We start from the raw sequence: 24,706 nt of genomic DNA on the forward strand, positions 1-24,706 counted from the left end.
TGAAAATAATCAACTTTATGATGTGTTATTTTTTGAAAATTAATATTTTAATATTGTTGGTGTCTTTTATATTATTGATGGTTTTTTAGTTGGTTTTTGTTTGTATTTTAATTTTATCTTACATTTTTTTACAAAGGCGTTTTTGTTTTTATGGTTAAATCCTTTTCGATTTTAACAAAATAAACCTACAATTTAAAACTGTGGGATAAAAGGAATTTAAATGAATAAAATACTTCCATTATCGATCTTAAGCCTAAGTACTTTTTTTGCTTCTGTTGTTCAAGCCAACGATGAAAGCGATAACGGATTCTATACTGGTGCTTTCTATAACTCTCAATCTATTTCTATTTTCTCAAATGACCGCGATTTTAAGGTGGCGGGGTTTGTCGGTGGCTACCAATTCAATAAGTATTTCTCAGTTGAATCGCGCTATGGCAAGGGGATTTCGGGCTACGATAATTCCATTTTTATTGAAAGCTATGATTATAAGGAAGATATAAACTATCAGATCTCACTATCAGCCAAAGCAGCCTATTATTTTACAGATGACTTTAAGGTTTATGGTATGCTGGGGTACACTGATACAGAGCTCAAAATTGCTACAGTGGCAGGCACCTATATTGATGATGTGTTTCAAGGCTATCGTGCGGCAAAAATATATAAAGATGTGAGTGGGCTTAGCTATGGTATTGGTATTAGTTATGCGTTTAATGATCAGTTTGCTGTATTTTTAGACCATCAAAGATTACCTGATTTTGATGTGGGCCGACCTGAAGTTTCTTACCGTTGGGATAGCACAACATTGGGTGTTACTTACTCATTTTAAGCAATTTCAATTCTTATGAGGGGTTACATATTAATTGAGTAACCTCATTTCTCGTTTCGTTGAATTAAGCAGCGTTTTAAGATAGCACATTCTCTTTCGTTATCATTTTTATGATAGCGGTAGGTTTAATTTTTACTTGTTGGGATAAGAATTTTACCCATTTATATTTAAAATTAATGAGTGATTATTAAGCTAAAAGAGTGTTTGTTACTTTTTTATGTTGGGTTGATTTTGGTATGGTTAATTGGAGTTAAGTTTATATAAAAATAATATTTTATAAGATTTTGGTATTTTAAGTGTTTTTTAATAGGGTTTATTCAGTTTTACATTTTGAGTCTCTTCAGCAAATATCTCCGTTAGATTTTCTCACGCCATTCGCGCAAAAAGCGTCCAAAACTCATGATTTTACTTTAACGTTTATTGTTGCTCAATGTTCAAGGTACAGTTATTTTAACCTGTGGCTTTAATGACGAGTAAGGATTGCACATGCCCATGTTAGATACGCTTCCGCATATGATTTTACCTCATTTAGACTTTTCTGCTGTACTGGAGGGTCTAGATGCAGAGCTGAAAGAGCTTGAACAGAAAGTTCAGAAGGTGACAGAGAATAGGGCGTGGGATGAATTAACTCACACACTCTTAGCGATAGAACGATGCAAAGAAGTGTTCCAACAGCCACGGTGGTGGAAAGACTTTGCTGACCTGTTTGACATGGTAGAGCAACTCATTTTGTGCTTAGAATCACGTGATGAAGAGAGTTACAAAACCCTGTTAGAGACGAGCGCTTATCAAAATTGGTCTAAATTAAGGCGCTCGTGGGGTGATATTACCCAATCAATAGGGGGGCGATCACTGGTTATCAATGAGTCGATTAGTCATGCTGAAGAATTCGGCTTTAAGCGACCTATGCAGCAATTGAGTGTTGCAGATCTCAGCTTTGGCTTGTTTATCAATGCAGGTGCCCGTTTTAAATGGGAGGTGTTGCATCAATCTCATGCCCACGACTTGTTTGGATCTACCTTATGCCGTGAAGCGGCGATTGTGTCACATTATTTAAAGGCCTCAATCGGTTTGAAGGCATCAGTGCAAGCCCGTGCGAGCGTTATACAAGTTGCCGGTAGCACAAAAAGCGATGTCACACTTGAGATGACCGCGCTCTACCAAACGCCAGCTCGAAACAAAACCTGTACTGTATTACATGCCATGAGTGCAACGCCACTTATTCCTTGGAGCCTTGGCAGTGTCAGCGAGGCCATACAGTGTCCAAACCACCTTGGAGAAATGGAAGGGTATCGAGCATTTAATGTGATTCGCAAAGCTTCTTTCTCACTACAAGGAGAGTTGGCAGTTGGCAGGTCGATCAGTACATTTTCAAAAACTGCAGGTCAGCCAGTTGATATTGATGTAAGTGCAAGATTAAAAATAACCAAGCATGTTGCTGTGACTGGTGAAGTTGAGCTTCAAATTTTTAAAAGCCCGACCAATCAATTGTCAATTCGGGTGAAAAAAGCAGTGCGGGACGCCGATGAAAATCGAGCTAGTTTGGTTGTGGGTGGGCGAATAACGGGTTTAGATGCACTCGCAAGTCATCAACTAGAAAAGCTGCTTGGTTACGGCGATAGACTGGTACAGTCTCTAGGTACGTACAGTAATGTCGGTCAATACTTAGCCGATAACTTAAGTGCCAGAACGAAAAACAGTGAATGGGCTTCGCACTTGAACACATTGTTTTTGAGTCACGATCAAACAAGGCAATCACTCAATGAAGCCGTTGGCGATGCTATCAACTTGGCATTTGAAAAGCTGAATTTTAGCCTATCTACAGCAACAGACGATTTCACACGTGAATTGACAGAGCAATTGATGCACACCTTTGGTATAGATCTACAAGAAATAGTCGGTAATCCGGCGCAAGAGAGCGTATTTTATGGCATTCAAAGCTTGATAAAGGAAGAAGTTGAAAGGGTCAAGGGCGAGTTTTCACACGCTGCTTGTCAGTTGCATCAGGACGTGCAAGCAGGTTCACAAGCAGCACTTAAACCTATCAAAAAAATCAGCAAAAATGCCCAGATGCTTATTGAAGATACAAGTGTGACGGCCGTTGAGTTGTATGAGAAATTAGCCCAAGAATATACAGAGACTAAAAATAGAATGAAAACTGCGTTGTCTCGCGCAGCGGATATACAGCTAAATTTGCACTACCAGTCGACAAGCAGTCATGTAAATTTGATTGACCAAAGTTTAACCATTGTACTCAAAGATTCAACTTCAGAGTCAGTTTCGAGGTTATATCGCAGTTTGGTAGTTGGCAATGACGACGCGGTATCAACGTTAATTAAGAGTTTGAGTAAAGCAGGTGTAATTGAGTACCAAGCTGAATCATTGTCGCTTACAAACTTAACGAAAAACGAAATTTCTCTTGGCATAAATGTTTTGGGGTATGACATTGATAATGTATCGGACACTGTCAGCGATCTTCAATTACATATCGACCCGATGGGTAAAATTATGCTTGTCCATACGCATAACTTAAGTAAGCAAGCGCGTGGCTTTGACGAGGCGCGAAAGGCCTGTTTTAACTTTAGTTATGGATTTGCACAGGCTGCGCTCGAACAACAATGTCACGGGGCACTCGCGTTTAGCTACTCTAATCTAGATCACAACTTGCATAGCCCAGCGGAGTTGCGGTCAGTATTATCGGCTTTGACACTATCGCACTTTAATGCGCAATTATCACAAAGTGGATTTGGCTTTTCACCTTTGGTAAGTCAAGTTGAAGCGGATGATGCGTTGAATATGTTTGAGCAATACACTCACCCTTCAGCTGGAAAGGGTATTCAATATCATTCGAATGATAGTCGTAGCAACATATTAATCACCCTGCGTGCAGGTGGTTATATCTATAACCAGTTACTTTCTCTTGATGATACGCAGCTGTTTGATACCGCTTTTAAGGCATTACTCTTTTCTGAAAAGGGTCGATATAGAAATCGAGGTTGGCGTGAATATAGCCAAGGTTTACGAAATATTATTGCTGCATATACACGGTTAGAGCCACGTTTTCACGATACAGCAAACTTGTATCGTCATTTAGGAGAAAGCAATTCTTTAGACTATAAATTGATTCGCTCAGAGTTGGCTTCCAGCCGTTACTATCAAGATTACTTTGGTTACTATGATGATACAGATTGGCGGGCACTATCAAAACGCTTAGCACTGTTATTTCGTAAAGCTGCTGCATTGCGCGACATTTTTGTGGAGCTGCAAAAGATAGCGCGGTATATCACTGATTTGCCAGAATATGTATCTCATGATTTGGCTAAGCAGCTTATGCATAATATAAACATCAGCAATCAAAAAATTGAACGTTGTCTGGAGGAATGGATTCAGGTTGACGGAGTATTTCAAGCCTTGCTGAAAGATTTAGGCATGGCTTTTGGTGTGAGTTTAAGTGGCATTAACACCACGCTGCTTCTATTTATGGTGCTTTTGCAACGCACACTTCGACAAGATAACCTGTTTGCGGTCACCATTGAACTTCAGAAAAACGATGACTCCCATCGTAGTGTGATTTGTGTTTCTTAACGGCCTAATTAAGGGAGGATAAAAAGCCCATAAGGGCTTTTTAGACCGAAGCGCTGGATTCGACCTGAGGCGCGGAGCGCCTAACCCAAGCGACAAAAATCCCTGCACTAACAAACATAAATAAACCATAAATACTGGGGGCAATTGACATCACCTCATCTTTTAGCAAACCAGTCGTTACTAATAGGGCCAAGGTACCATTTTGCAAGCCAACCTCTAAAGTCACTGTGCGGGTTTGCGCACGGTTGTGGAGGTAAAGCGTTGCCACGGCATATCCCATAAGCATGGTAATTAAGTTGAGAACAATTACAGCGGGACCAGCCATGACAATATAGTCAATAAGCTTATCGCCCAGCTGAATACATATACTGAGTATCACTAAAAGAAGCACCGCCACAGAGAACCAGTTAATATAGGGGCCTGCTTTTTTGGCAGACGTAGGCCACTTAGCCCGAATGCCCATACCAACGATGACTGGGACTACACCAACGACGATAAGCTGCAACCATGCTTTCAAAATCGGGAAGTCTATTTCACTACTTCCTTGACCATAAAACCCGATGGCCCAAGCTGCCATAAACGGCAGTATAAAGGGCGTGATAAACCCCACGACAGCCGTTAACGAAACGGATAATCCAACATCTCCTTTGGCAAGATACGTGTAGAGGTTCGAAGTGGTGCCCCCTGGACAAAGGGCGAGTATAAATAAGCCAATGGCTAATTCAGCTGTGAGCCCAGTTACCGCTATAACCGCAATGGCCATTAGAGGCAGCAGCAGCAACTGACATGCTGCGCCAACAAAAAAGCTTTTGGGCTGCTTTAAAACTCGATAGAAATCTTGTGTAGTTAGGCTTAGACCCACGCCGGTCATGATTAAAATAAGCGCTATTGGCAAACCTATTTCTATTAAGTTGGTGGGCATGTTTATTATCCAATTAGTTGTTGTAAAGTTAAGCTTAGCAAGGCAAGCGTAGATTATATATGACTCTGTTATAATTACATTGAGATTTTGTAAAAGTTTGGCGATTAAGAATAGCGGCTCACCAAGCAAGTAATGATCCGCGACAGTGAAATGATAGAAGGTGGCCAAACGCTAGCCACATTTTATTGTTATATGTAGCTAGCTTGGTGTTAATCGCGGGAGCCTAAAACTGATAGTCGAGTTTTAAATAGCCTCGTCTACCCACAGTGTCATAAGTGAATACATCAGTGTTAGCGTCGTTCCACGATGTTAAAAATGGCGGCCGCTTATCAAATAGGTTATCAATCCCAACAGATAGCTTCAGAGCTGCATTGATGGCGTAGCTGGACTGAATATCGTGGTAGAAAATATTTGGCACGCTACTGCCAATTGGACCGCCTCCATTCTCATCTTCCGCTTTACCTATGTACTGAACACTGTAAGTACCTTGCCACTTAGATAGCGCCACAGTAGCAGATAGGTTGGATTTCCATTTCGCGAAACTGCCCCTATCCGAGGTTATTTTACCTAACAATTGCTCGGTTTCGGCGCCTGAAAATGCGGTGTTTTCGTGTTTTAGCAATCTAGTTGTGTCCCAATTGATGCGATAGTTAATCCCGTCAATGGTGGAGGTAAAATTGAGATTAAGATCTAGTCCGGCAACTTGTTCATTTGAAGCATTCATTGGGCGCTTTTCAAGCGCAGTGATTTGATGGGTACTTGGATCTCGAGTAAAGCTATTACAGTAGGCTTGATAGGCATTCGGATCACTGTAACACAAACGAAGCATATTTGAACCTGACACGGAGTTGATGGCATTATCCACCTCTATATCAAAGTAGTCGAGCGTTGCCGAAAACGCTTCCGACTGATATGCAAATCCAAAAGTAATCGTATTTGCTGTTTCTGGGCCGATTTCCGGGTTGCCGCCAACACCGGTTCGAATTGTTGAACCGTCTTGCACGAAACCTTTTGGCACACCAGCAGACAAGCAGTTGCGTAAAATGTCCCCTGAGGCACCATCGCATGGATCCATGGTAATGAGGTTTTCGACGTTTGTTCCACCAAATTGCTCAGTGATAGTGGGGGTTCTAAATGCACTAGATCGCACGCCACGCAGCAAAAGCTGTTCGTTTACCCGCCATGTTAACCCAATTTTATAGGTTGTTTTTGCATCGACATGCGCATAATCCGAATATCGTACTGCAATATCCGATTTAATCGCATCTGCATATGCAGCGTTGCTAATAAGGGGAACTGATACTTCTAAGAATGCCTCTTTGACGTTTGAGTGTCCTGAGATTGGGTCTTCTTCACCGTTTCGCATTGCAATCGCATCTGGATTTCGCCACCCTTTCTCTTTTCGGTATACCGCTCCTGTCGCAAAAGCCAAAGTGCCAGCGGGTAGTTCAGTAATATCACCGCTTAGATCAAAGCTTAGAGACTGGAGTTGATTTCCGCCTGTTCCTTCGCGTCGGTAAGTTACATAGTTGATGACTTGCTCAGAGAGTTCCCCCACACCAAAATAATCTCCGCATGGGATAGAGGCATCTTTTGATGTACTACATATATCACCATTAAGGGTCTGCGCGACTCGCTCATCATCAAAGTCATAACGCCATCCGTCAGTACCTGTATTTCTTCCATAATTATAAGACGCTTGCCAAATCCAGCTATTATTTAACTCACCGGATAAGCTCACTCCCCCCTGAAAAGTGTCTGTTTCTTGGTAGAACTCTGGGTTAGGTACTTCAATATTCCTACGGCGTTTGAGCGTCAGGTCTTGACCTGTTGGGTTATAGACAAAATCAGAGGCTACATCGATAGACTTAAACCCTCTGGGTGTGACGATTTGGTCTGAGCGTCGGTTTGCATACAGTAATGAGGTGTTAAGTTGCACGTTGTCTGAAAGCGCATAATCGATGAAGGTTGCTAAGTTGAGACGCTTCATTGGGTTGTATGAGTTTAGCGACTCAAACCAATTGTAGCCATGCAATGTGTTGTTGTAGTCTTCAAATTGGTTGCCGTCGCTATTAGGAGTCTGATTGAATTGCACTTCTCGACCGTCTGATAGTCTTGCGCGACCACCAATCGTAGTGCCGGAGTAAATGCAGTTTAGTTTACCATCCGACTCACTGAGCGGGCATGGGTTTCGCGTGGATTGCAGTGCATTTCCATTGTCGACATAGTTTACATTGACCGTCACATACCCCCGCTCAAATTCGCTGCCTAATGTGATGTTCAGCTCCGTATTTTCGGCATCTTTTTTACTACTTTGGCCAACTTTAGCGCTGAGGTGTGCACCACTAACGTTGGACTTTGTGATGATGTTTACCACACCAGCCACGGCATCTGCACCGTAGATGGCTGACGCACCATCTTTCAGAATATCAATGCGCTCAACTAGCCCCATAGGGATCATATTAAGATCTGGACTGTCATTCGCGCCTGTACCGCCTGCGACCAGTCGCTTGCCATCGAGTAAAACGAGGGTTCTTTTGATACCCATACCACGCAAGTTGATTTGTGCGGTAGCATATCCATTGCTCGTCCAATATGCATTAGTGGCATTGCCGGCGGGACCTGCGGAAGCACTTAAGCTTTGCAATACCTCTTCTAAATTTGAAATACCAGTCAGTGCTAAATCATCTGCGGTGAGCGTGGTAATAGGGCTGGCTGACTCAAGATCAATGTTTTTAATCTTAGAGCCAGTCACCTCAAAACGCTCTATTTGGTTAGTTTGTTCGGCCATTACCACTTGAGAAAGGCCTAGAGTGAAAAATACAAGAGAAATTTTTGAATACGAAAACATAAAGACAACTCACTGAAAAAACTGCGGCGAGTATAAAGAACTTATGAGCGCTTGAGATGTGACATATTGTCGCACTCTAAAAGTTTTTTATTTTATATAGTTAGCATTTTTTCAGTGGTTGAATTAAACGTTACCGGGTAACTTTTTGCAGTAAATAAAAACCAGTTAAACTGACCAACACCGCATTGAGTGGGACAATACCGGGCATCCAATGTCCTGCGGCAATGCCTAATACAACGCTAATAAGTGCCAGCCAATTAATGGTTTTAAACTCGCTATGTTCAAAGTCTTTGTAGGCTGCCCTGTGACTGAAGTAGTGGGCGATGAGCACGCCCCCAATAGGCGGAATCGCGGCAGACAGAAACACGAGCCAATCTACAAAGTGGTTATAGAGCCACAGAGCACACAAAGTGCCGACTGCGCCATTGATGATAGTGAGGTATTTACTAGGGAACCCTGTGATGTTGGCAAAGCCTAAGCTCGAAGCATACAGTGCATTATCATTGGTCGTCCAAATGTTTAAGCCAAGTACGATCATTGCGGGTAATATGAGACCTTGGAGCATCAGCACCTCAGAAATATCTGCTTTGCCCGTCGTCGCAGCGCCCGCACCGCCAAATACAAACATTAAACTATTGCCGATAAAAAACGCGACGATAGTAATAAATACAGCCACCTTGGCGTTTTTGCTAAACCGCATAAAGTCTGCTGTGAGCGTGCCCGCCGAAATAAATGATCCTACGACTAAGGTGATTGCTTGAGCTTGGTTCAAGGGATGTTCAATTGACTGTGAGGCTAATTGGTGCAAGCCACCCGCGCTTTCAAGCGCCATCCAAACAGAAAATCCGCCCAACAATGTAATGGCCGGCACGGCAATGGCAGACAAGATCATGAGCGCCGAAATACCAATATACGCAGTGGCGGTCATTAAAATGCCGGCGATTAAAATAAGAATGTTGAGGTCAACCCCTGTCACTTTTTGCACTGGTAAAGCAAACATGGCAACGCCAACACCAAACCAGCCTACCTGTGTGCCCGCGAGTAACAAAGAGGGCAACCAAGCACCTTTGATACCAAACGAGTAACGTGCCAATAAGTGAGTAGACAGTCCTGTTGAAGCGCCAATATATCCAAGGGTTGCAGTATATATGGCCAAAATACAATTACCTACAGCTATGCTTATCAGAAACTGAGTTGAATCTAGACCAACACCTAATTTACCTCCTGTCCACATACTGGCCGAAAAGTAAGTTAAGCCAAGCATCAACATCAGCATTGAAAGAGAAGCGCGTCTCGCTGTGTTCGGCACAGCGGCTAACTCGTATTCGCGGTCTGCCATAAAATCTCCATGGTGTGATTATACCTTTTAGTTTAGTGGGATATTGCAGATCAAATATGGAGAAGTCATATTGCGCGAAGGATAAAGTACACAAGAGGAAAGCGTATTTGCTATACTCCGCGCATCTTTAGCAGTATCAATAGGCACATATGTCTTTTCAATCCTTAAATCTCGTTGATGAATTGAATCAAGCACTCACCCACCTTGAGTTTGTAGAGCCCACAGAAATACAAACTTTAAGTATTCCTCTCGTCTTACAGGGGAGTGATTTATTGGCCACGGCTCAAACGGGAACAGGCAAAACAGCGGCCTTTATGCTGCCTATTTTAAATAAACTGATAAATGAAGACCATGCTCATCAAGCTGTGCGCGCTTTGGTACTTGCGCCAACGCGAGAGCTTGCGCAACAAGTTGCTAAAGATGCGCGGCGCTTAGCAAAGTTTAGCGAGATTAAAGTAGCGTGTATTTACGGCGGGGCAAATATTGGCCCGCAAGAAAAAATTCTAAAAGAGGGCGCTGACATTGTTGTGGCGACCCCTGGACGGCTTTTAGATCATATGATTAAAGGCTCCTTGTCATTAAATGCGGTTGAACAGCTCGTATTCGATGAAGCAGATCGTATGTTAGACATGGGGTTCATCGGTGAAATAAAGCGGATCATGCGCAAAATGCCTGAAAATCGTCAAACGTTATTGTTTTCGGCTACCATGGATGACGTTGTCCTCTCACAAGTGAATACTTGGCTGAACAATCCTGAACGTGTTGGTGTCGAGCAACAAAACAGTACTGCTGATAAGGTAGAGCAGCTATTCTATGCCGTTGATGAAGAGCGTAAAAGAGAGTTAATCGCTCACTTGATTGGCAAGAATAATTGGCAGCAAGTGCTGGTATTTACCCGTACTAAAAAAAGTGCGGATGATTATGCAAAAGAGCTGAACAAAGATGGTTTGGCAACGTTGGCTATTCACAGTGACAAATCGCAAGGTGCGAGAGACCGTGCACTTGAGCAATTTAAGAATGGTAAAACACGTGTCTTGGTCGCAACCGACGTAGCAGCACGTGGTATTGATATTAAAGCGTTAAACTACGTTATAAATGCTGAGTTGCCTTATGTGGCCGAAGATTACATACATCGCATTGGTCGAACTGGCAGAGCTGGCAATGCTGGGCATTCAATATCATTAGTCAGTATTGACGAGCAGTGGTTGCTTGAGGAAATCGAAGTACTCCTAGATACGCGTCTAACACCACAATGGCTAGAGGGGTATGAGCCAGATTTAACTCGTGAGCCTAAAGATAATCGCAAAAACTCATCAAAATCTCGTAAACAGCGTGATAAAAAACGCATTCTTGGCCAGCGCACTAAAAGGCGAAAGAGATAGCACTATAATGAAGGCTCATCAAATGAGCCTTTTTTAGTAGGATTGATTGCTGGTTTCACTGGCTTGTTCAATTCAGGTACACTAATGAGCAAAAATAATAACAGGTGTGATTGATTAATGGATAAATTTAAGGTGCTACAGGAACTGGGGGCGGGGGATTTTCAGCACCTCGACGGTTCTTTGCAATCTCATTTACAGGGTACGGAACGTATTTTGAAAGAGTGGGAAAGTAGTGAGTTGTTACAGGTCGCAGGCTTGTTTCATGCTGCGTATGGCACTGATGGTTTTGACGAAAGTATGGTGTCCTTAGCCCAGCGTAACCGGATTGCTCAATTAATTGGTGACGAGGAAGAAGCATTGGTTTATCTATATTGTGCATGTGACAGAGACTTTGTATTTCCTCAATTTGGAAGTGATAAGCCTATTCGATTTAGAAATCGGTTTACAGAGCAAGAGTTCCTTTTAAGTGAAGTGGAGACCACACATCTATGCGAGTTAACAGCCGCTAATGAGTTGGAGTTAGTATGTCGATACGCTGGGTTTAAAGCTCGCCATGGTGTTGGCCTTTTGAACCTATTCAAGAGAATGGACCCTTATCTGAGTGACAATGCACATACTGCATACACTGCCATTTTAGCGGATCTTGATACCCCAGAAAGCTCCCCCTGTCTTGAGGTATAAATACCTATTTTATATGGAGTAAGTTGGCTGCGTTGTACATTGGCGTATTTTTACGAGAAAATATACAACGCTAAAATATATTCTTCCTAGTTTAATTTTATAAATAATCATGTTCTTAATAATATATATCGTGATTTTAAATCCGCCTTTTTGGAGTTAATATTCATTTTTTATTAAGCATTAAACGAAAAATTACATAATAATTTAAAATCTTACATAATGTTCATTTTTAATTCACTGTTCGTGGCATAAATTCATTTCATGAACTACTCATACAATAAAATGGACTTAAAAATGATTAAACGAAACCGAAAATTTTTACTTGGCACTCTACTTACGCTATGTTCTGCATCTAGCTTTGCGAGTGAGCGAATTGCAGATATGCAATTTTCTGATGACAACTTTAGAAGTTGTGTACAAATGCAAGCAGATGCCAATCGCTGGACATATACTGAACAAGTGACAGAGCTAAACTGTACACAGTCGATGATACAGCAAGTGGATGAGTTGAAATACTTTTCGTCCCTTGAAAAGCTAAACTTATCTTTGAACGATATTGAAGACATTGATATAACGCAAAATAAATTATTGACTAGGTTAGAGCTGTCCGCAAACAAAATTAAGGAAATTAACTTAAGTAATAATACTAATTTAGACACACTTTATATGTCGATGAATGACATTAGCACGATTGATTTAAGCAAAAATAAACAGCTTAAGGTGTTAAGTGTGATAGGTAATAAGCTGTATTCAGCTGACTTATCTAAAAATGAAAGTCTAACTTATGTCGACCTTGGCAGAAACCAAATTAGCTGGGTATTTTTGCCAACAAATAGCGCAATCACTGAGCTGTCACTGAGTAATAATAATCTCTCGAGTATTAATATCGATAAATTGAATGATTTGAGAGTATTGAGGCTGGCAAACAACAACCTTAAATCGCTTTCTATCTCACAAAACCGAAATTTAATGTTGCTTAATGTTAAATCTAATCCGCTGAATGAATCGACTAAACAAGAATTGAAAAGCAAACATGCAATCTACAATTTCATTTTCTTAAAAGACTTCTAACTTAGCCTAATTTACTCCGCTGACTTGCCATTCAGGTGGGTCAGCACCCCCTGCCCATAGCCATTTTTTTTAAGCAATCATTTTTGGAGAATTGACGCAATTGCTGCTTTACAAGCGTTCAATATGTGTCTTTCATAAAACCGATTTCTAATAGGCTAAAGCTTATAAGCAGTGCGTACTCTGAGCGCTTAGACTATGTAATCATTCATGAATTGTTGTAATGTAATTGTGTACCCAATTTGGTTCTGTTATTTTAAGACTATTAAGTACTTATATTTGGATTAATAATTGTGTCGCCCTCAGTTGTATCAAAATTGCCACTGCTTTTCTTTGTTGCCATTTCAATTTGGTGGGGGTTTTACTATCAAAGCAACAGTAGCTTGAATGACTTCGGACAAGCAAATTTCGAATTCTTGTATCTGCTCGACGCACTTATTGTCTTACCAATTATTTGCTTTTTGGCAGTTAAAAATAAAAAGGAAGCGCTACTCAAGGCGCTCGCTCTATGTTGTTTAGCGGTTTGGGTAGGCAGCTATATCATCCCAGAAAGTAGCAAGTTGATATGGCCCTACCTTGAAAATGGTCGTTATGTTGTGACGGCGTTGATTTTATTATTTGAAATGGTCGCCATAGTTACAGTGATCCTCGCGATTAAAACGGCGTTGTATGACGATGTTGATCCTGATTTGGCGATATCAGAACCCATCGAGAAGTATTTAGGTAAAAGTGCTGTCGCGACGATTCTTAATTTTGAAACTAGAATGTGGACATTTGCGTTGTTTGCCAAGCGTGTAAAGTCAGAGAATTATCAAGGTTCAAAACATTTTACCTATCATCAAAAAGATGGCGCTCAGAGTAATTTACTGGGCTTTGTGTTTTTAATTGCCTTAGAAATGCCGTTGATGCATCTTCTTTTACATTTTGTCTGGTCACCAATGGCTGCTAATGTCGTCACCATTTTGAGTGCACTCAGTTTAGTGTTCTTTTTGGCTGAGTACCGGGCTTTTGCCAAGAGACCCATTTCGATTGATGGTCATGATTTGATAATACGATTCGGTTTATATCAGCCATTAAAGGTGCCGCTGTCGAATATTTCGAGTATTAACGATTACGATACGTTTGTCGCCCGTGATAAAAAGATAAAACGCTACAATTACTCGGGTGTGCCAAACGTTGAAATTGTGCTGGCAGAACCGATAGGACAGGTTGAGAGAGTTTACCTAGGCGTGGACCAACCACAGCCGTTTATCGCTTCTATTGAGCAAGCACGCTAAGCCAGATGGGCATGAATAAGCCAGCATGGTCATGCTGGCTTAAGTCGTGTTAATTGGAAAAACCGGCTAATTTTTCTTCCATTTGGCATTATCAGGAAGAGATTTTGCAGGGACCTTCACCTGAATAAGAGAAGGCGTATTGGCATTTTCCAGCGCGCCTAAAATGGCCTCATTTAGGTCTTCATAGGTATTAACCTGCCAAGCTTTACAGCCAAATACATCCGCAAGTTTACAGTAATCCCATTGATGTAAAATACAAGAATCAAAAAACGGTTGGTCACTGGAGAAGATTTCTGCATTGTATAACCATTGCTCTACACCATATACGCCATTGTCCATTACAAAAATAATTGGGTTGAGGCCAAACCGTGTCTGCGTTGACAAGCATTGAGGGGTCATTTGAAAACCACCATCACCGGTAAATATAAACACGCGTTGATGATCTTGCTTTGCCAAACTCATTCCTGTCGCAGCAGGGCCTATATACCCGATGGAAGAATAAGTAGGCTGCGCAACAAAGCCTCTTGGTGTGCCGACTTTCAACAATAAGCTGCCAAAAAAGTTCAGGCTTGCGTCACTGCCAATTAAGACGTTGTCGCTAATGTATTCTTTACTCTGAATGAAGTCGTAAAAGCCTTGATAAGAAATATCACCCGAAAAGCTCTGGCAGGGCTGTGCCGACGGCGCTGGAATCGCGCAAGGCGGTGCGCAGTTAATCGTTTGGTTAGTCAAAGCGTCAATGAAGTTACCTAATGGGACTTGCGGAACAAAATAGGTGCCCAGTTTCACGGTATCCCAAGCGATTAAGGCTGTTTTATCATAGTCTACGCTTTGGCCTAGTGAATTTATATCCGAGAGCCAAACACCCAAACCAAGTATGAAGTCTGACTCATTGACCAAAGCTTGTGTCACGTCCGATGAAGCCTGCCCATCAAAAACTCCCGCAAATAGAGGGTCGTTTTCTGAAAATACCGCTTTGCTGATAAGCTCGGTTACATAAGGTAGATTTAATTTTCTGATTAAGGCATTGGCCTGGTCATGTAGCCCCATCCGGTCGACCTCTGCACCTAGCCAGATGATAGGCCGCTCGGCAGCTTCGATTGCCTGCTTTATTTTTTCGACAGATTGCCCTACACCTTGTTCATAGGGAATGGGCTTTAGTGGATTTAATTGGCCAACTGGGGGTGAACACGGCTGCTGTACCATGTCTTCTAGGAGTTCTATGTACGCTGGGCGTTTTTGAGAGATGCACTGGGTCAGAGCGTAATCGATTAGCTGAGGTGCCAATTCTGGCGCATCGATTTTAATGGCTGCGGCGGTGATGTTTTTATAAATATTTAAGTCCGTCTCACCGTCGATCATATGGTGATATGTAAATCCAGTCTGTTGGGCTGTCAGACGTTTTTGAATGCTTGGTGCGCCGTTAATCACCACCACGGGTACTCTTTCAGCATAAGAGGCTGCGACTGCATTCACGGCGCTGAGTGTGCCTGCAGAATATGTGAAGCACATTGCACCAATGCCATTTAGTCTTGCATATCCGTCGGTTGCATAGCCCGCATTTAGCTCGTTTACTTCTTCGACTAGCTCGATACTACTGGGCTCAATATGTTTATTAATCCATTCGATGGTGTAATCTCCGGCAATGGAGAAAAGGTGTCTCAGGCCAAGTTGCTCAAGTCTTTCGGTGAGGTATTGTCCTACGGTATATTGTGTATCCATGCTGTGCTACCTATGTATTTAGTCAAAGAAATTAATATTCGCTCGCGCCATCAAACAGTCTGGGCAGGTAAATGTCGAAAATTGCAGGGCATTGTCGAGTCGGAAATTTTTGCAGCATAAACTGTTTAAACTCCTGATTTTTCAATCCATCATCAATCGCTTGTTTTGCCGCAATTAAATACTTCAGGTTCTCTGTCACTTCTTTTTTATCTGCGGGCGCGCCGTGGCCAGGCAAGAATATTTCGTAATCTGATGTCAGCATGTCCTCATATTGTTCCATCCAGTGGTCTAGGTACTTGGTGAGATATAAATGTGTACCACTGTAGATGAGGTCTTGCGCAATAAATACCCCCAACTCCGGGAGTTTAAGTGTAATGCCGTAGTCAATTTCAGTGTCGATGATACGTTCAATAACGTATTGCACACCGTCGATAAATTCGACTCCAGGGCTGACGGCATGCTGGGGTATGACCACTTTATCAGGTGCTAGGTCGCCGAGTTTACCCATATGGTCTTCGCGAGAAGCCTCACCATGCTCCTTCAAAAAGTCAATGGTCTCTGGCAGCGTATAGATCTCAACATCCGCAAAGGCATCGCCCAAACCAAACCAATGGTCCGGGTGCCTATGAGATAGGTACAGTCGTGCAATGGGCTTCTTTAAGCTGTCTGCATATTCCCTAAATTTTTGCGCATAAGGTTTTAAAAACTGGCCATCAATCAGGACCAGCACGTTTTTGCTCTCGATAATATGGGTTGCATTGGCAATATTGTCGCCTTCATAAGAGGAGATGAAGGTGTGAATGCGAACATCGCCAGAGTGTTTTACCACTATCTTTATCGGGTTGGTGATCGGTATATTCATAACATTTACTCATGGTTTGTCTATGGTGGGTAGGTCGATAATGCAAAGGCATTTCAAGTGCAACGGCCAACATGCGAAGCCACACTTTGTAAAGTGTTGCAATAAGCCGCGAACTAATCGTGAGATGAATGAATTTATTGCACGCGAGCACGTGTAGATTGAAATTGAAGCGCTAAGTACTGCCCACTTATCTTGTAAATAAATATCCATTTATGCATCCATCTCGACTGTTAGCTCGAAAGGAAATCACCTATACGTCAGGTCTTACAACGATTAGCTTTTAGCTAGTTATATGCTTAGCGTAATTGCCCCGACATTGCGGGGCTTGAACTACTTATAATTTTATGGCGTTGCGAAGGTCAATCGCGATGGCCACTGAAACATAACTCCATGTTAAATCGTTGGCACTGGTCATAAAGCCGTCATAACGACTAAACTGCTCTGCAAGAGAAGTATTTTCGCCACAATGAATTTGTATTCGGCGTAAATATGCATCGCCAAGTGTTTTAAGACCTTGCACAATGGCTTTGAAGGTTTTAGTCCGACTGCTAAAACACTCACCGATTTCAAGCGTGATGTTTGGGTCTTCGTAAGAGACTGCCAAGCTGAGCTGATTGATATTGTACTGGTTTATTTCAATGCTTTTTTGCTCCAAAAATAACGCAGCTGCTTTGTAGCAGACGCTACTCAAAGAGGCTGTACATAGAAACCAAGGATTGCCTTGGCTCAGTGGGGCGCTACCTGCATATTTGTCTTCCGGATAGCGACCTATTCCCGGTGCGACTGGGTCGCCCGTGGTGGTTTCTTCAATAGCATTAATTGGATAAAGCGGATCAAAAGCCTGATGTAATGCATACGCAGTTGCTAACACTTTATCTTCATGTGGGTTTAGAAATGGGTGCGAGTCAGATAACGCCTGACAAATGCCAAGCGTAGTTGCGACATCTAAATTAGAGCCTTTGTAATCTAATCCACCGACACGGTTCAATGTCGACACATAATAGCCTTTGTCTTCGTCCCAAAAGTCAGTCATCGCTTGCTCGATATTAGCGGCTTGGGTGTTGTAATAGTCTGCTGCGCCTTTGTCGTTCAGTTTAACAGCGAGATCAGCGCCTTCACGAAGAGCTGTGCGTTGCAACATGCGTGTGTAAAAATGACTTCCGTCCACTTCTTCCCACAGGTCAAAGCAAGGGTCTTGCCAGTGATTGGCAACAAAGTCTAAATCCGCTTTTATCATGCTGAAAGAGGGTTCTTGACCATCATAAAGTGTGCCTGTGACATACTCTTTTTCGCCATTTGCCAATAAGATATTTGCCCAGCGAGTAACGGTAAGTGCGCGCTGTGCTGGCCCATCATTTTGAGGACGCCCCCATGGACCGTTAAAAGCTTGTCCAGTGACGTAAAATTTGGGCTCCCCTAAGCTATTACTTACCGTTGGCGTCGTTTGGTTTATTTTAGAAAACTCGACATAGTCGATCATCATGTCGTAATACTTATCTTTAAAATTACGACGGTCTAGCCCATTGAGTTTCGCGATTTCACTCATTGTTCGTGCTGCATCTCTGACCCAGTGGTAGTAGTAATTTGGGTTTGAGCGTGAGGGGGAAGCCAGTACGGCTCCGCGTTCCCCATCTTCTGGGGAAATGTTGGCAACCATTTTATCTAGCACGTGTTTTCTTGCCTTAACAGTCCACTTATCTAGAGATTCTGCGTCTATTGATGTCGCATATGAACTGTCTGTGTTCAGTACTACGTTAGTTTGAGTTGTCATAAGTTTTCCAAGAGTAAATCGGGTTGAAATTCTCGGAATGTCTGTGTGAGAAGCCAAACATACAACCATTTTTAACACACTCAATGTCTCACATTGGCAATCCGTTGTATCGCGTCAAAGCGCATCGGAAAGTATATACATAAAATATGGCTCTTCACGTCAATATTTAAATTTTTTTAACAAGTGATTAATTTAGTAGGAAAAGTAATTTTTTATTGAATAGTCGGCAGAAGATGAATAATGCCTTTTTATTAAAGTTGAATTTTTGTTCTATTTTAAGCATTTTTGGAACACTTTTATTGATTTTAGAGACAGTTTATTGAGTTTGCCTTATATCGGAACTAATGAGTTTACTTTTTTATTTGCGCTTTAAATTATCTGCTACACTGAATTTTAGCTTGAATGTTAATGCTATTGTTAATGGATTACAGCGGGAAGACTTGTATGAGTGAAGCAAATTCAACAATGAAACAAGTAACACCTGATTCAGCAGTTCAAAATTCAGCCAATGGGAAGTACGATGCCGTAATCATTGGATCAGGGATCAGTGGGGCGATCACAGCCAAAGAGCTTACGGCTAAAGGCTTAAATGTATTGATGTTGGAAGCCGCGCCAGCCAAGGACATGACATATCGAGGGTTCAAATCATACCTCAGTAATTACTATTCCAACGCGTCAAAAGACAACAATTCACCCTACCCAGACAACCCAAATGCACGTATGCCACGCTCCACGGATGTCAGTAAATTGAAGCCGGGTGTTGCAGATACCAAAGGATACATGGTGCAAAATGGTCCCCTTGCTTTAGATAGTACCTACACGCGTGTGACCGGAGGCACGACAATGCATTGGGAAGCAAAAATTTTGCGTATGTTACCCGATGATTTTTCAATCAAAACCAAATATGGCGTAGGATTAGATTGGCCAATTGGTTATGACGATTTAATGCCGTTTTACCAGATGGCGGAACGTGAAATCGGTGTTTCAGCCAATGTCGAGGAGCAGGGGTTCTACGGCATAAAGTATGAGCCTGATTATGTTTACCCCATGTATGGTTTGCCCCCTTCTTATTTGGATAAGGTTGTCGCACAAGGTATTGATGGTACAGAGTTTGAGTTGTGTGGCGAAGTACACACCGTTAAGGTGAGGCCTTTTCCACAGGGGAGAAATGGCATACCGAACGAGCGCTACAACAAGGGTCAGGGTTTCACACCCGTCGGCGCGCTGAGTACGTACCAAGTGGAACAAGGTGGGCGCTGCCAAGGTAACAATAACTGCGTGCCTATCTGCCCGGTTCAGGCAAAGTATGATGCAAGAAAAACACTCGTCGCAGCAGCGAAAACGGGTCGACTAGACTTTCTGCCGCAAGCCGTTGCGAGCAAGGTGGTTGTCAATGAGCGCGACAATAGTATTCAGCACATTGAATTCAAGCATTACTCATCAACGTCATCTACAGAACATACGGTCCACCAAGTACATGGAAAAATATTCGTTTTAGCAACCAATGCCATTGAAAATGCGCGTTTGATGTTGGCTTCGAAGCTACCAAGTTCAAGTGGTTTGATAGGTAAAAATTTAATGGATCACACTTATTTGCTTGCTTGGGGCCTGCTACCAGAGCCCGCTGGGACTATGCGAGGAACAAAATGCACCTCTGGCATTGCTGACTTCAGACATGGTGAAGGTCGTAAGTCTCAAGCGCCATTTGGTGTCGATATTCACAATGATGGTTGGGGATGGGCAACCGGTTCCCCTTTTTCTGATATCGAAACGCTGGTGGATGAAGAAAATAAGTTTGGGAGTGAGCTGCGTCAAAGTGTCGTGGATAGAATTTCAAACCAGTTGTTGTTTGCATTTATGGTTGAACAGACGGCAGATGAAAGTAACTGTGTGACAGTTGATGAAGAGTACCTAGATGCGCTGGGTAACCAGCGCCCAATTATTCATTATCATTTATCTGACTACTCTAAAGCCGGTATTGCTTATTCTAGACATACTTCTAAGGTGTTTTTCCAGCGCTTGGGAGCACAGGACTTTTCTAGCTACTCACCACTGGACTATGGTCACTTTCAATATGAGGGCGAAGACTATTACTTTCGGGGAGGGAACCATTTTTCGGGAACACATATCATGGGAACCTGTGCGACAAATTCGGTAGTGGATGAAAATCAAAAGTCGTGGGATCACAATAACCTATATCTTATCGGCTCCGGCAGTATGCCCAGTATTGGCACTTCAAACACAACCCTGACTCTGGCCGCGCTTTGCTTTAAAACCAGCAAGCACATTATTCAAGCATTGAGCCAGTATTCGGTGGGGGTTGTGTCAGATTCAGATTACCAAATAGCAAAGGGAGCGAGCCATGAGTGATCGTATTATCAATGACATTAGTGACTTGCATCATATGTTGGACGCGGCCATTCAATTGGAGCATGCGACTATTCCGCCTTACCTGACTGCTTTATATAGTATTCATCCAGAAACCAATATTGAGGCGAGTGCGGCAATCCGAGCCGTGCTTGTTGAAGAAATGCTCCATATGACTTTATCTGCCAATGTGTTAAATGCGGTGGGTAAACACCCTGATTTAACGGCTTCTGATTTTGTGCCTGATTTCCCAACTCGGTTACCCGATGGTGAAAAAGACTTTATGGTGTCAATCGACAAGTTTTCGCCAGAAACACTGGACACCTTTCTAAAAATTGAACGTCCCTCAAAAACGCAGGATGAGGACAATCAAATGGGGCCAAGAGGGTGCATCGTAAGAAATAATCATGCCGAATTTCAATTAAAAGCCATAAGCCCTAAAGGTGCACAAGAGTATAGCTTTTATAGCATTGGTGATTTTTACGAAGCCATTATCGAGGGGATTGAATATTTAGAAGCTCAAGCGAATCAAAGCGGGAATACTATCTTTACTGGGGACCCGAGTTTACAAGTTTCTAGTAAGTACTATTACTCAGGAGGAGGCCATGTTATTGAAGTAACAGATAAAGCCACTGCAATTCAAGCTTTGTCATTAATCATTGAGCAAGGGGAAGGTCATGGCCATGAGATTTTCGACTCTGAGGGAGAGATTTCTCACTACTATCGATTTGAACAATTAAAACATGGCCAGTTTTACCAACTAGGCGATGAACCAGGTAACCCCTCTGGCGAAAAATTTAAAGTGGACTTTGAAAAAGTCTATCCCATCAAATGTAATCCCAAATTGACGGACTACCCACAAGACTCACAAATTTTTGCTGCGGCCAAAGCTTTTAATCATAACTATCAAGAGTTTTTATCAATGGTCAATAAGGCATTTTGTGGAGAGCAAGATCTGCTATTGGGCGCGGTGTGTGGCATGTTTAGGTTAAAAGAGCATGCAAACCAACTCATTCGAAACCCGATCCCGAACGCACCTGACAGTCATGGAGGTCCTACATTTGAGATAACAGGGCAGGACATGGTGCAAATTGATGATGACCGCTGTGTTACGGAGACAGTGTAATGGACAACCAAATGTATTTAGTGCAACAGTTTACTGAGCTGTCAGGTGCGCTTACAAACTTTAATGCCTTCGCGCTCAATGGGACGGGGCAGGTACAAAATTATTATGACACTCTAAATCACATTGTCGGGCAAGCAATTGTAGAAGAGCTGCTTTCTACTTTTGTATCGCTGTACGAGTCTGCGTCGAACCATGAGCAATTTAATGAATCGTTAAGAAAACACATTTTAGGTGATGAAAAGCTGGGTCCAGTGGCGAGAAATATCATTAAACTTTGGTATACCGGCACTTGGTATCAAATGGCCCATTTTTGGCGAGACGCTTATGGTATGAGCGATGACGACATTACATTTTTCGTCAATTCAGCATCATACGCAGAAGGGCTTTTGTGGCAAGCGATCGACGCGAATCCTTCGGGAGCGAAAGGGCCGGGCTATGGTTCTTGGAGCTCACCACCAAATATTCACTTCGACAATGGGTGGCAGTTTAAGCCCTTTACCCATGCTAGCAAGTAGACGCATAACGACTTAGCTAGCTAAATATACTATCACCAACAGGGAGTTTAAGATGAGCAGACCAACCATGTTTCCAGCGGGCACAATTAAGTTTGGGATCACGCCAACAGGCTGGGTAAACGACGACTTTTTGGACATCGATACAGGTATTCCATTTGGTCAAATTGTCAGTGAAATGGCACTTGCAGGATTCGAAGGGTGTAGCCGAGGGCACAAATACCCATCTGATCCGGAAGAATTAAAGCGGGATTTAGAACTTCGGAATCTTAATATATCTGAGCCGTGGGTAAGTACTTACTTTACGATTAATGATATGCGTGAACAGACATTTGAAAGCTTTGACAAGGAAATCAAATTTTTACAACAAATGCAAAGTGGTGATTTGGTGCTCGCGGAATTAGGAGGGTCATCTCATCAACAGCCCATCGCGCTGGTACCCAATGCCCCCAAATTCAGCGATGAGCAGTGGTGTAGGCTAGCTGATGGGTTGAACGCGCTTGGCCATAAAGCAAATTGCCAAGGTATACAAATGTGCTACCACCATCACATGGGTACTGGTGTGATGACCATGGAGGCAATTGCAAAACTGGCTGAATTAACAGACCCAAATTGCGTCCATTTCTGCCTTGATACTGGCCATTTGTTTTTCGCAGGCGGTGATAATTTAGAGTTTATTAATTTATACGGCGAGCGTATCAAACACGTGCATTTAAAAAACATCCGCAAAGAAGTGATGGACTACAGCCTAGCCCATGATTTGTCGTTTAAAGAAGCAATATTACGTGGCGTATTTACCGTACCGGGAGACCCTGCCGGCTGCCTTGACTTTAAAGAGATCTTGCAAGCTTTAGCTGACAAAAACTTTGCTGGCTGGCTTATCGTAGAGGCTGAGCAAAATCCCGCGAATGCCAATCCTTTATTGTACGCGCAAATGGCACGCAAATACTTACAAGAAGTAACTGGCTTGTAAGGCATAATAAGGAGTGGTTTTTATGCAACATCATTCAGACATGTACTTTAGCTTTTTTATGTTTGGTTCAAACTTTGCGATAGAAGACCCGGCGTTTTTAGACCACGCGATGGTGCATATTCGTCGCTTGGCGGAAATGGGCTATACCGGTTTTGAGTTTCATCCTGGCAGAGAAGAGACGACCGCATACGCTTTTCCAACCTATCAACAAGAGCTTGATGCCTACATTGCATTTCGTAAGCGGATGGATGACGAAGGTTTTGCGCATATAAAAGTGGCGACGAATGTAGGAGCAACGACAGCATGTGATCCGAGCTCGTCGTGCGCAAATATACGTGAGGCCGGCATCGCCTATTTAAAGTCACGTATCGATATTACCGCTGCACTTGGCGGGCAGATTATGATGGGCCCGATGGTGATCCCGTATGGTGGGTTTGTTGTCAGCGCTCCAAATGGTGAGCAAGTGTGGAGTGACGAGCTACAAGATGAGCTGACGATGCGATATAACACTGCACAACAGAGTTTTATTTTATTGGGGGAATATGCGACATCCAAAGGTGTTAAGTTGGCGATTGAGCCAATTAGTCACTGGGAAACTCCGGGGCCGAATAAACTCGCTCAGTTAATTACCTTTTTAGATGGCATTGATAATCCCACTGTTGGAGTGGTGCTAGATAGCGCGCAAGAGGTACTGGACGGCGATGGTCCTGAGGTGTTTAAGGCACAGATAGACTACATTGCCGATCAAGGAAGGTTGCATTATGCGCAGGCATCACCGCCAGATAGAGGCGATCTGGTGAACTGTTGGCTTCCTTGGGAGGCGATTTTTACACCTATATTGAGTCGTTTTAACGGTCCGATTGCAGTAGAAATATTTAATGCCGTAGGTGCTTTTAATCATGGCTTGCGACTAAGTCGCCGAAAATTTTGGATACCGGAGGTGGATGCTCCCAATGGCTATCCAAATGCATACGAGATAGCACAGAGCGCCTATGACTTTACGCAGACCAAGCTTAATAAAATCCGCTGTGAGTTATCATCGAATTCTCGTTAGTTAGTCCATTCGAGTAATTAAAGAAGTGGCACCTCTCATGCCACTTCGAATTGACAGTCTACTAACAGGCTGCTTTTGAAGGCGTGGTTTCAGGCACGGTGCAACAACTATCAAATGAATAAGTTAGGCACATTGCAGCAGACATGCCGCCAGCCACCGCCGGGGTGTTTTCACTGCCTAAAGTTTTATGCGAGAGTGATAACTTCTTGAGGTTTTTCTTCGCTAATTTAATGCTTTTCATCATATATCTCCTTTACGAATGCCAGCTAAATTGCTGAGACTAGAAATTATCATAACGAACCTATTTTTAGAATATTAATTCTTGATTTAGCTTAAGTTGTGAATAAATAATCTTTAATTTCTGGATTGATTTGTTGAATCGGGTAAG

The 24,706-nt window shown here is 42.6% G+C and carries 18 protein-coding genes; 11 read left to right on the forward strand and 7 right to left on the reverse strand.

Annotated elements, in window-relative coordinates; genetic code table 11:
* The first annotated feature begins 220 nt into the window (after positions 1-220).
* Positions 221-826, forward strand: a complete 606-nt coding sequence (locus tag A7985_RS00990) for a porin family protein (RefSeq protein ID WP_065788586.1) — start codon at positions 221-223, stop codon at positions 824-826.
* 486 nt (positions 827-1,312) lie between these two features.
* The gene (locus tag A7985_RS00995; protein WP_065788587.1) at positions 1,313-4,411 is read left to right on the forward strand and encodes a hypothetical protein; all 3,099 of its coding nucleotides are present in this window, start codon (positions 1,313-1,315) and stop codon (positions 4,409-4,411) included.
* A gap of 40 nt (positions 4,412-4,451) precedes the next feature.
* Here the strand turns inward: A7985_RS00995 and A7985_RS01000 are convergent, their stop codons facing one another.
* The 3 genes from A7985_RS01000 to codB form a co-directional block, all read right to left on the reverse strand.
* A complete protein-coding gene (locus A7985_RS01000; RefSeq protein WP_065788588.1) occupies positions 4,452-5,333 on the reverse strand; it encodes a bile acid:sodium symporter family protein in 882 nt (293 codons plus the stop codon).
* A gap of 223 nt (positions 5,334-5,556) precedes the next feature.
* Complete coding sequence (locus tag A7985_RS01005) at positions 5,557-8,184, reverse strand: TonB-dependent receptor domain-containing protein (RefSeq protein WP_081310377.1); 2,628 nt, start codon at positions 8,182-8,184, stop codon at positions 5,557-5,559.
* 130 nt (positions 8,185-8,314) lie between these two features.
* Positions 8,315-9,523, reverse strand: a complete 1,209-nt coding sequence (gene codB / locus A7985_RS01010; protein WP_065788589.1) for a cytosine permease — start codon at positions 9,521-9,523, stop codon at positions 8,315-8,317.
* Between the two features lie 149 nt (positions 9,524-9,672).
* Here codB and A7985_RS01015 point away from each other — a divergent pair, with 149 nt between their 5' ends.
* From A7985_RS01015 to A7985_RS01030, 4 genes are all read left to right on the forward strand, one after another.
* Entirely contained in the window at positions 9,673-10,905 is a 1,233-nt protein-coding gene (locus A7985_RS01015; protein ID WP_065788590.1) for a DEAD/DEAH box helicase, read from the forward strand.
* Positions 10,906-11,022: 117 nt separating this feature from the next.
* Positions 11,023-11,586 (forward strand): DUF6817 domain-containing protein, encoded by a 564-nt coding sequence (locus A7985_RS01020; RefSeq protein WP_065788591.1) that lies wholly within the window; start codon positions 11,023-11,025, stop codon positions 11,584-11,586.
* A 294-nt stretch (positions 11,587-11,880) separates the two neighbouring features.
* Positions 11,881-12,657: a hypothetical protein gene (locus tag A7985_RS01025; RefSeq protein ID WP_065788592.1), complete on the forward strand. Its 777-nt coding sequence runs from the start codon at positions 11,881-11,883 to the stop codon at positions 12,655-12,657.
* A 290-nt stretch (positions 12,658-12,947) separates the two neighbouring features.
* A complete protein-coding gene (locus tag A7985_RS01030; RefSeq protein ID WP_065788593.1) occupies positions 12,948-13,931 on the forward strand; it encodes a hypothetical protein in 984 nt (327 codons plus the stop codon).
* Positions 13,932-13,997: 66 nt separating this feature from the next.
* Here A7985_RS01030 and A7985_RS01035 read toward each other — a convergent pair whose 3' ends face one another.
* From A7985_RS01035 to A7985_RS01045, 3 genes are all read right to left on the reverse strand, one after another.
* Entirely contained in the window at positions 13,998-15,653 is a 1,656-nt protein-coding gene (locus tag A7985_RS01035) for an alpha-keto acid decarboxylase family protein (protein WP_065788594.1), read from the reverse strand.
* A gap of 31 nt (positions 15,654-15,684) precedes the next feature.
* Positions 15,685-16,515, reverse strand: a complete 831-nt coding sequence (locus A7985_RS01040; RefSeq protein ID WP_065788595.1) for an MBL fold metallo-hydrolase — start codon at positions 16,513-16,515, stop codon at positions 15,685-15,687.
* 334 nt (positions 16,516-16,849) lie between these two features.
* A complete protein-coding gene (locus tag A7985_RS01045) occupies positions 16,850-18,286 on the reverse strand; it encodes a glycoside hydrolase family 15 protein (RefSeq protein WP_065788596.1) in 1,437 nt (478 codons plus the stop codon).
* A 444-nt stretch (positions 18,287-18,730) separates the two neighbouring features.
* Between A7985_RS01045 and A7985_RS01050 the strand changes: the two genes are divergently transcribed.
* Genes A7985_RS01050 through A7985_RS01070 form a run of 5 tightly spaced genes read left to right on the forward strand, consistent with a single transcriptional unit; the run spans position 18,731 to position 24,318 of the window.
* On the forward strand, positions 18,731-20,656 hold the full coding sequence (locus tag A7985_RS01050; protein ID WP_081310379.1) for a GMC oxidoreductase: 1,926 nt from the start codon (positions 18,731-18,733) through the stop codon (positions 20,654-20,656).
* Positions 20,649-21,779 carry a ferritin-like domain-containing protein gene (locus A7985_RS01055; protein WP_065788597.1) on the forward strand — a complete coding sequence of 377 codons (1,131 nt, stop codon included), beginning with the start codon at positions 20,649-20,651 and terminating at the stop codon, positions 21,777-21,779. Before A7985_RS01050 ends, A7985_RS01055 begins: the two co-directional genes overlap by 8 nt.
* Positions 21,779-22,294: a hypothetical protein gene (locus tag A7985_RS01060; protein WP_065788598.1), complete on the forward strand. Its 516-nt coding sequence runs from the start codon at positions 21,779-21,781 to the stop codon at positions 22,292-22,294. The genes A7985_RS01055 and A7985_RS01060 overlap by 1 nt, the downstream gene beginning before the upstream one ends.
* A gap of 52 nt (positions 22,295-22,346) precedes the next feature.
* Entirely contained in the window at positions 22,347-23,264 is a 918-nt protein-coding gene (gene iolE, locus A7985_RS01065; RefSeq protein WP_065788599.1) for a myo-inosose-2 dehydratase, read from the forward strand.
* A gap of 22 nt (positions 23,265-23,286) precedes the next feature.
* A complete protein-coding gene (locus tag A7985_RS01070) occupies positions 23,287-24,318 on the forward strand; it encodes a sugar phosphate isomerase/epimerase family protein (protein ID WP_065788600.1) in 1,032 nt (343 codons plus the stop codon).
* Positions 24,319-24,379: 61 nt separating this feature from the next.
* On the opposite strand, the gene A7985_RS01075 is transcribed toward A7985_RS01070, so the two are convergent.
* Entirely contained in the window at positions 24,380-24,562 is a 183-nt protein-coding gene (locus A7985_RS01075) for a hypothetical protein (RefSeq protein ID WP_141685238.1), read from the reverse strand.
* Positions 24,563-24,706 lie beyond the last annotated feature (144 nt).

Source organism: Pseudoalteromonas luteoviolacea, assembly GCF_001696455.1.
GTDB lineage: Bacteria > Pseudomonadota > Gammaproteobacteria > Enterobacterales > Alteromonadaceae > Pseudoalteromonas > Pseudoalteromonas luteoviolacea_C.

Excerpts from the sequence above, each read along its gene's own strand:
- A7985_RS00990 (WP_065788586.1), top strand. The coding sequence starts at position 221 with ATGAATAAAATACTTCCATTATCGATCTTAAGCCTAAGTACTTTTTTT.
- A7985_RS00995 (WP_065788587.1), top strand. The coding sequence starts at position 1,313 with ATGCCCATGTTAGATACGCTTCCGCATATGATTTTACCTCATTTAGAC.
- A7985_RS01000 (WP_065788588.1), bottom strand. The coding sequence starts at position 5,333 with ATGCCCACCAACTTAATAGAAATAGGTTTGCCAATAGCGCTTATTTTA.
- A7985_RS01005 (WP_081310377.1), bottom strand. The coding sequence starts at position 8,184 with ATGTTTTCGTATTCAAAAATTTCTCTTGTATTTTTCACTCTAGGCCTT.
- codB (WP_065788589.1), bottom strand. The coding sequence starts at position 9,523 with ATGGCAGACCGCGAATACGAGTTAGCCGCTGTGCCGAACACAGCGAGA.
- A7985_RS01015 (WP_065788590.1), top strand. The coding sequence starts at position 9,673 with ATGTCTTTTCAATCCTTAAATCTCGTTGATGAATTGAATCAAGCACTC.
- A7985_RS01020 (WP_065788591.1), top strand. The coding sequence starts at position 11,023 with ATGGATAAATTTAAGGTGCTACAGGAACTGGGGGCGGGGGATTTTCAG.
- A7985_RS01025 (WP_065788592.1), top strand. The coding sequence starts at position 11,881 with ATGATTAAACGAAACCGAAAATTTTTACTTGGCACTCTACTTACGCTA.
- A7985_RS01035 (WP_065788594.1), bottom strand. The coding sequence starts at position 15,653 with ATGGATACACAATATACCGTAGGACAATACCTCACCGAAAGACTTGAG.
- A7985_RS01040 (WP_065788595.1), bottom strand. The coding sequence starts at position 16,515 with ATGAATATACCGATCACCAACCCGATAAAGATAGTGGTAAAACACTCT.
- A7985_RS01045 (WP_065788596.1), bottom strand. The coding sequence starts at position 18,286 with ATGACAACTCAAACTAACGTAGTACTGAACACAGACAGTTCATATGCG.
- A7985_RS01050 (WP_081310379.1), top strand. The coding sequence starts at position 18,731 with ATGAGTGAAGCAAATTCAACAATGAAACAAGTAACACCTGATTCAGCA.
- A7985_RS01055 (WP_065788597.1), top strand. The coding sequence starts at position 20,649 with ATGAGTGATCGTATTATCAATGACATTAGTGACTTGCATCATATGTTG.
- A7985_RS01060 (WP_065788598.1), top strand. The coding sequence starts at position 21,779 with ATGGACAACCAAATGTATTTAGTGCAACAGTTTACTGAGCTGTCAGGT.
- iolE (WP_065788599.1), top strand. The coding sequence starts at position 22,347 with ATGAGCAGACCAACCATGTTTCCAGCGGGCACAATTAAGTTTGGGATC.
- A7985_RS01070 (WP_065788600.1), top strand. The coding sequence starts at position 23,287 with ATGCAACATCATTCAGACATGTACTTTAGCTTTTTTATGTTTGGTTCA.
- A7985_RS01075 (WP_141685238.1), bottom strand. The coding sequence starts at position 24,562 with ATGATGAAAAGCATTAAATTAGCGAAGAAAAACCTCAAGAAGTTATCA.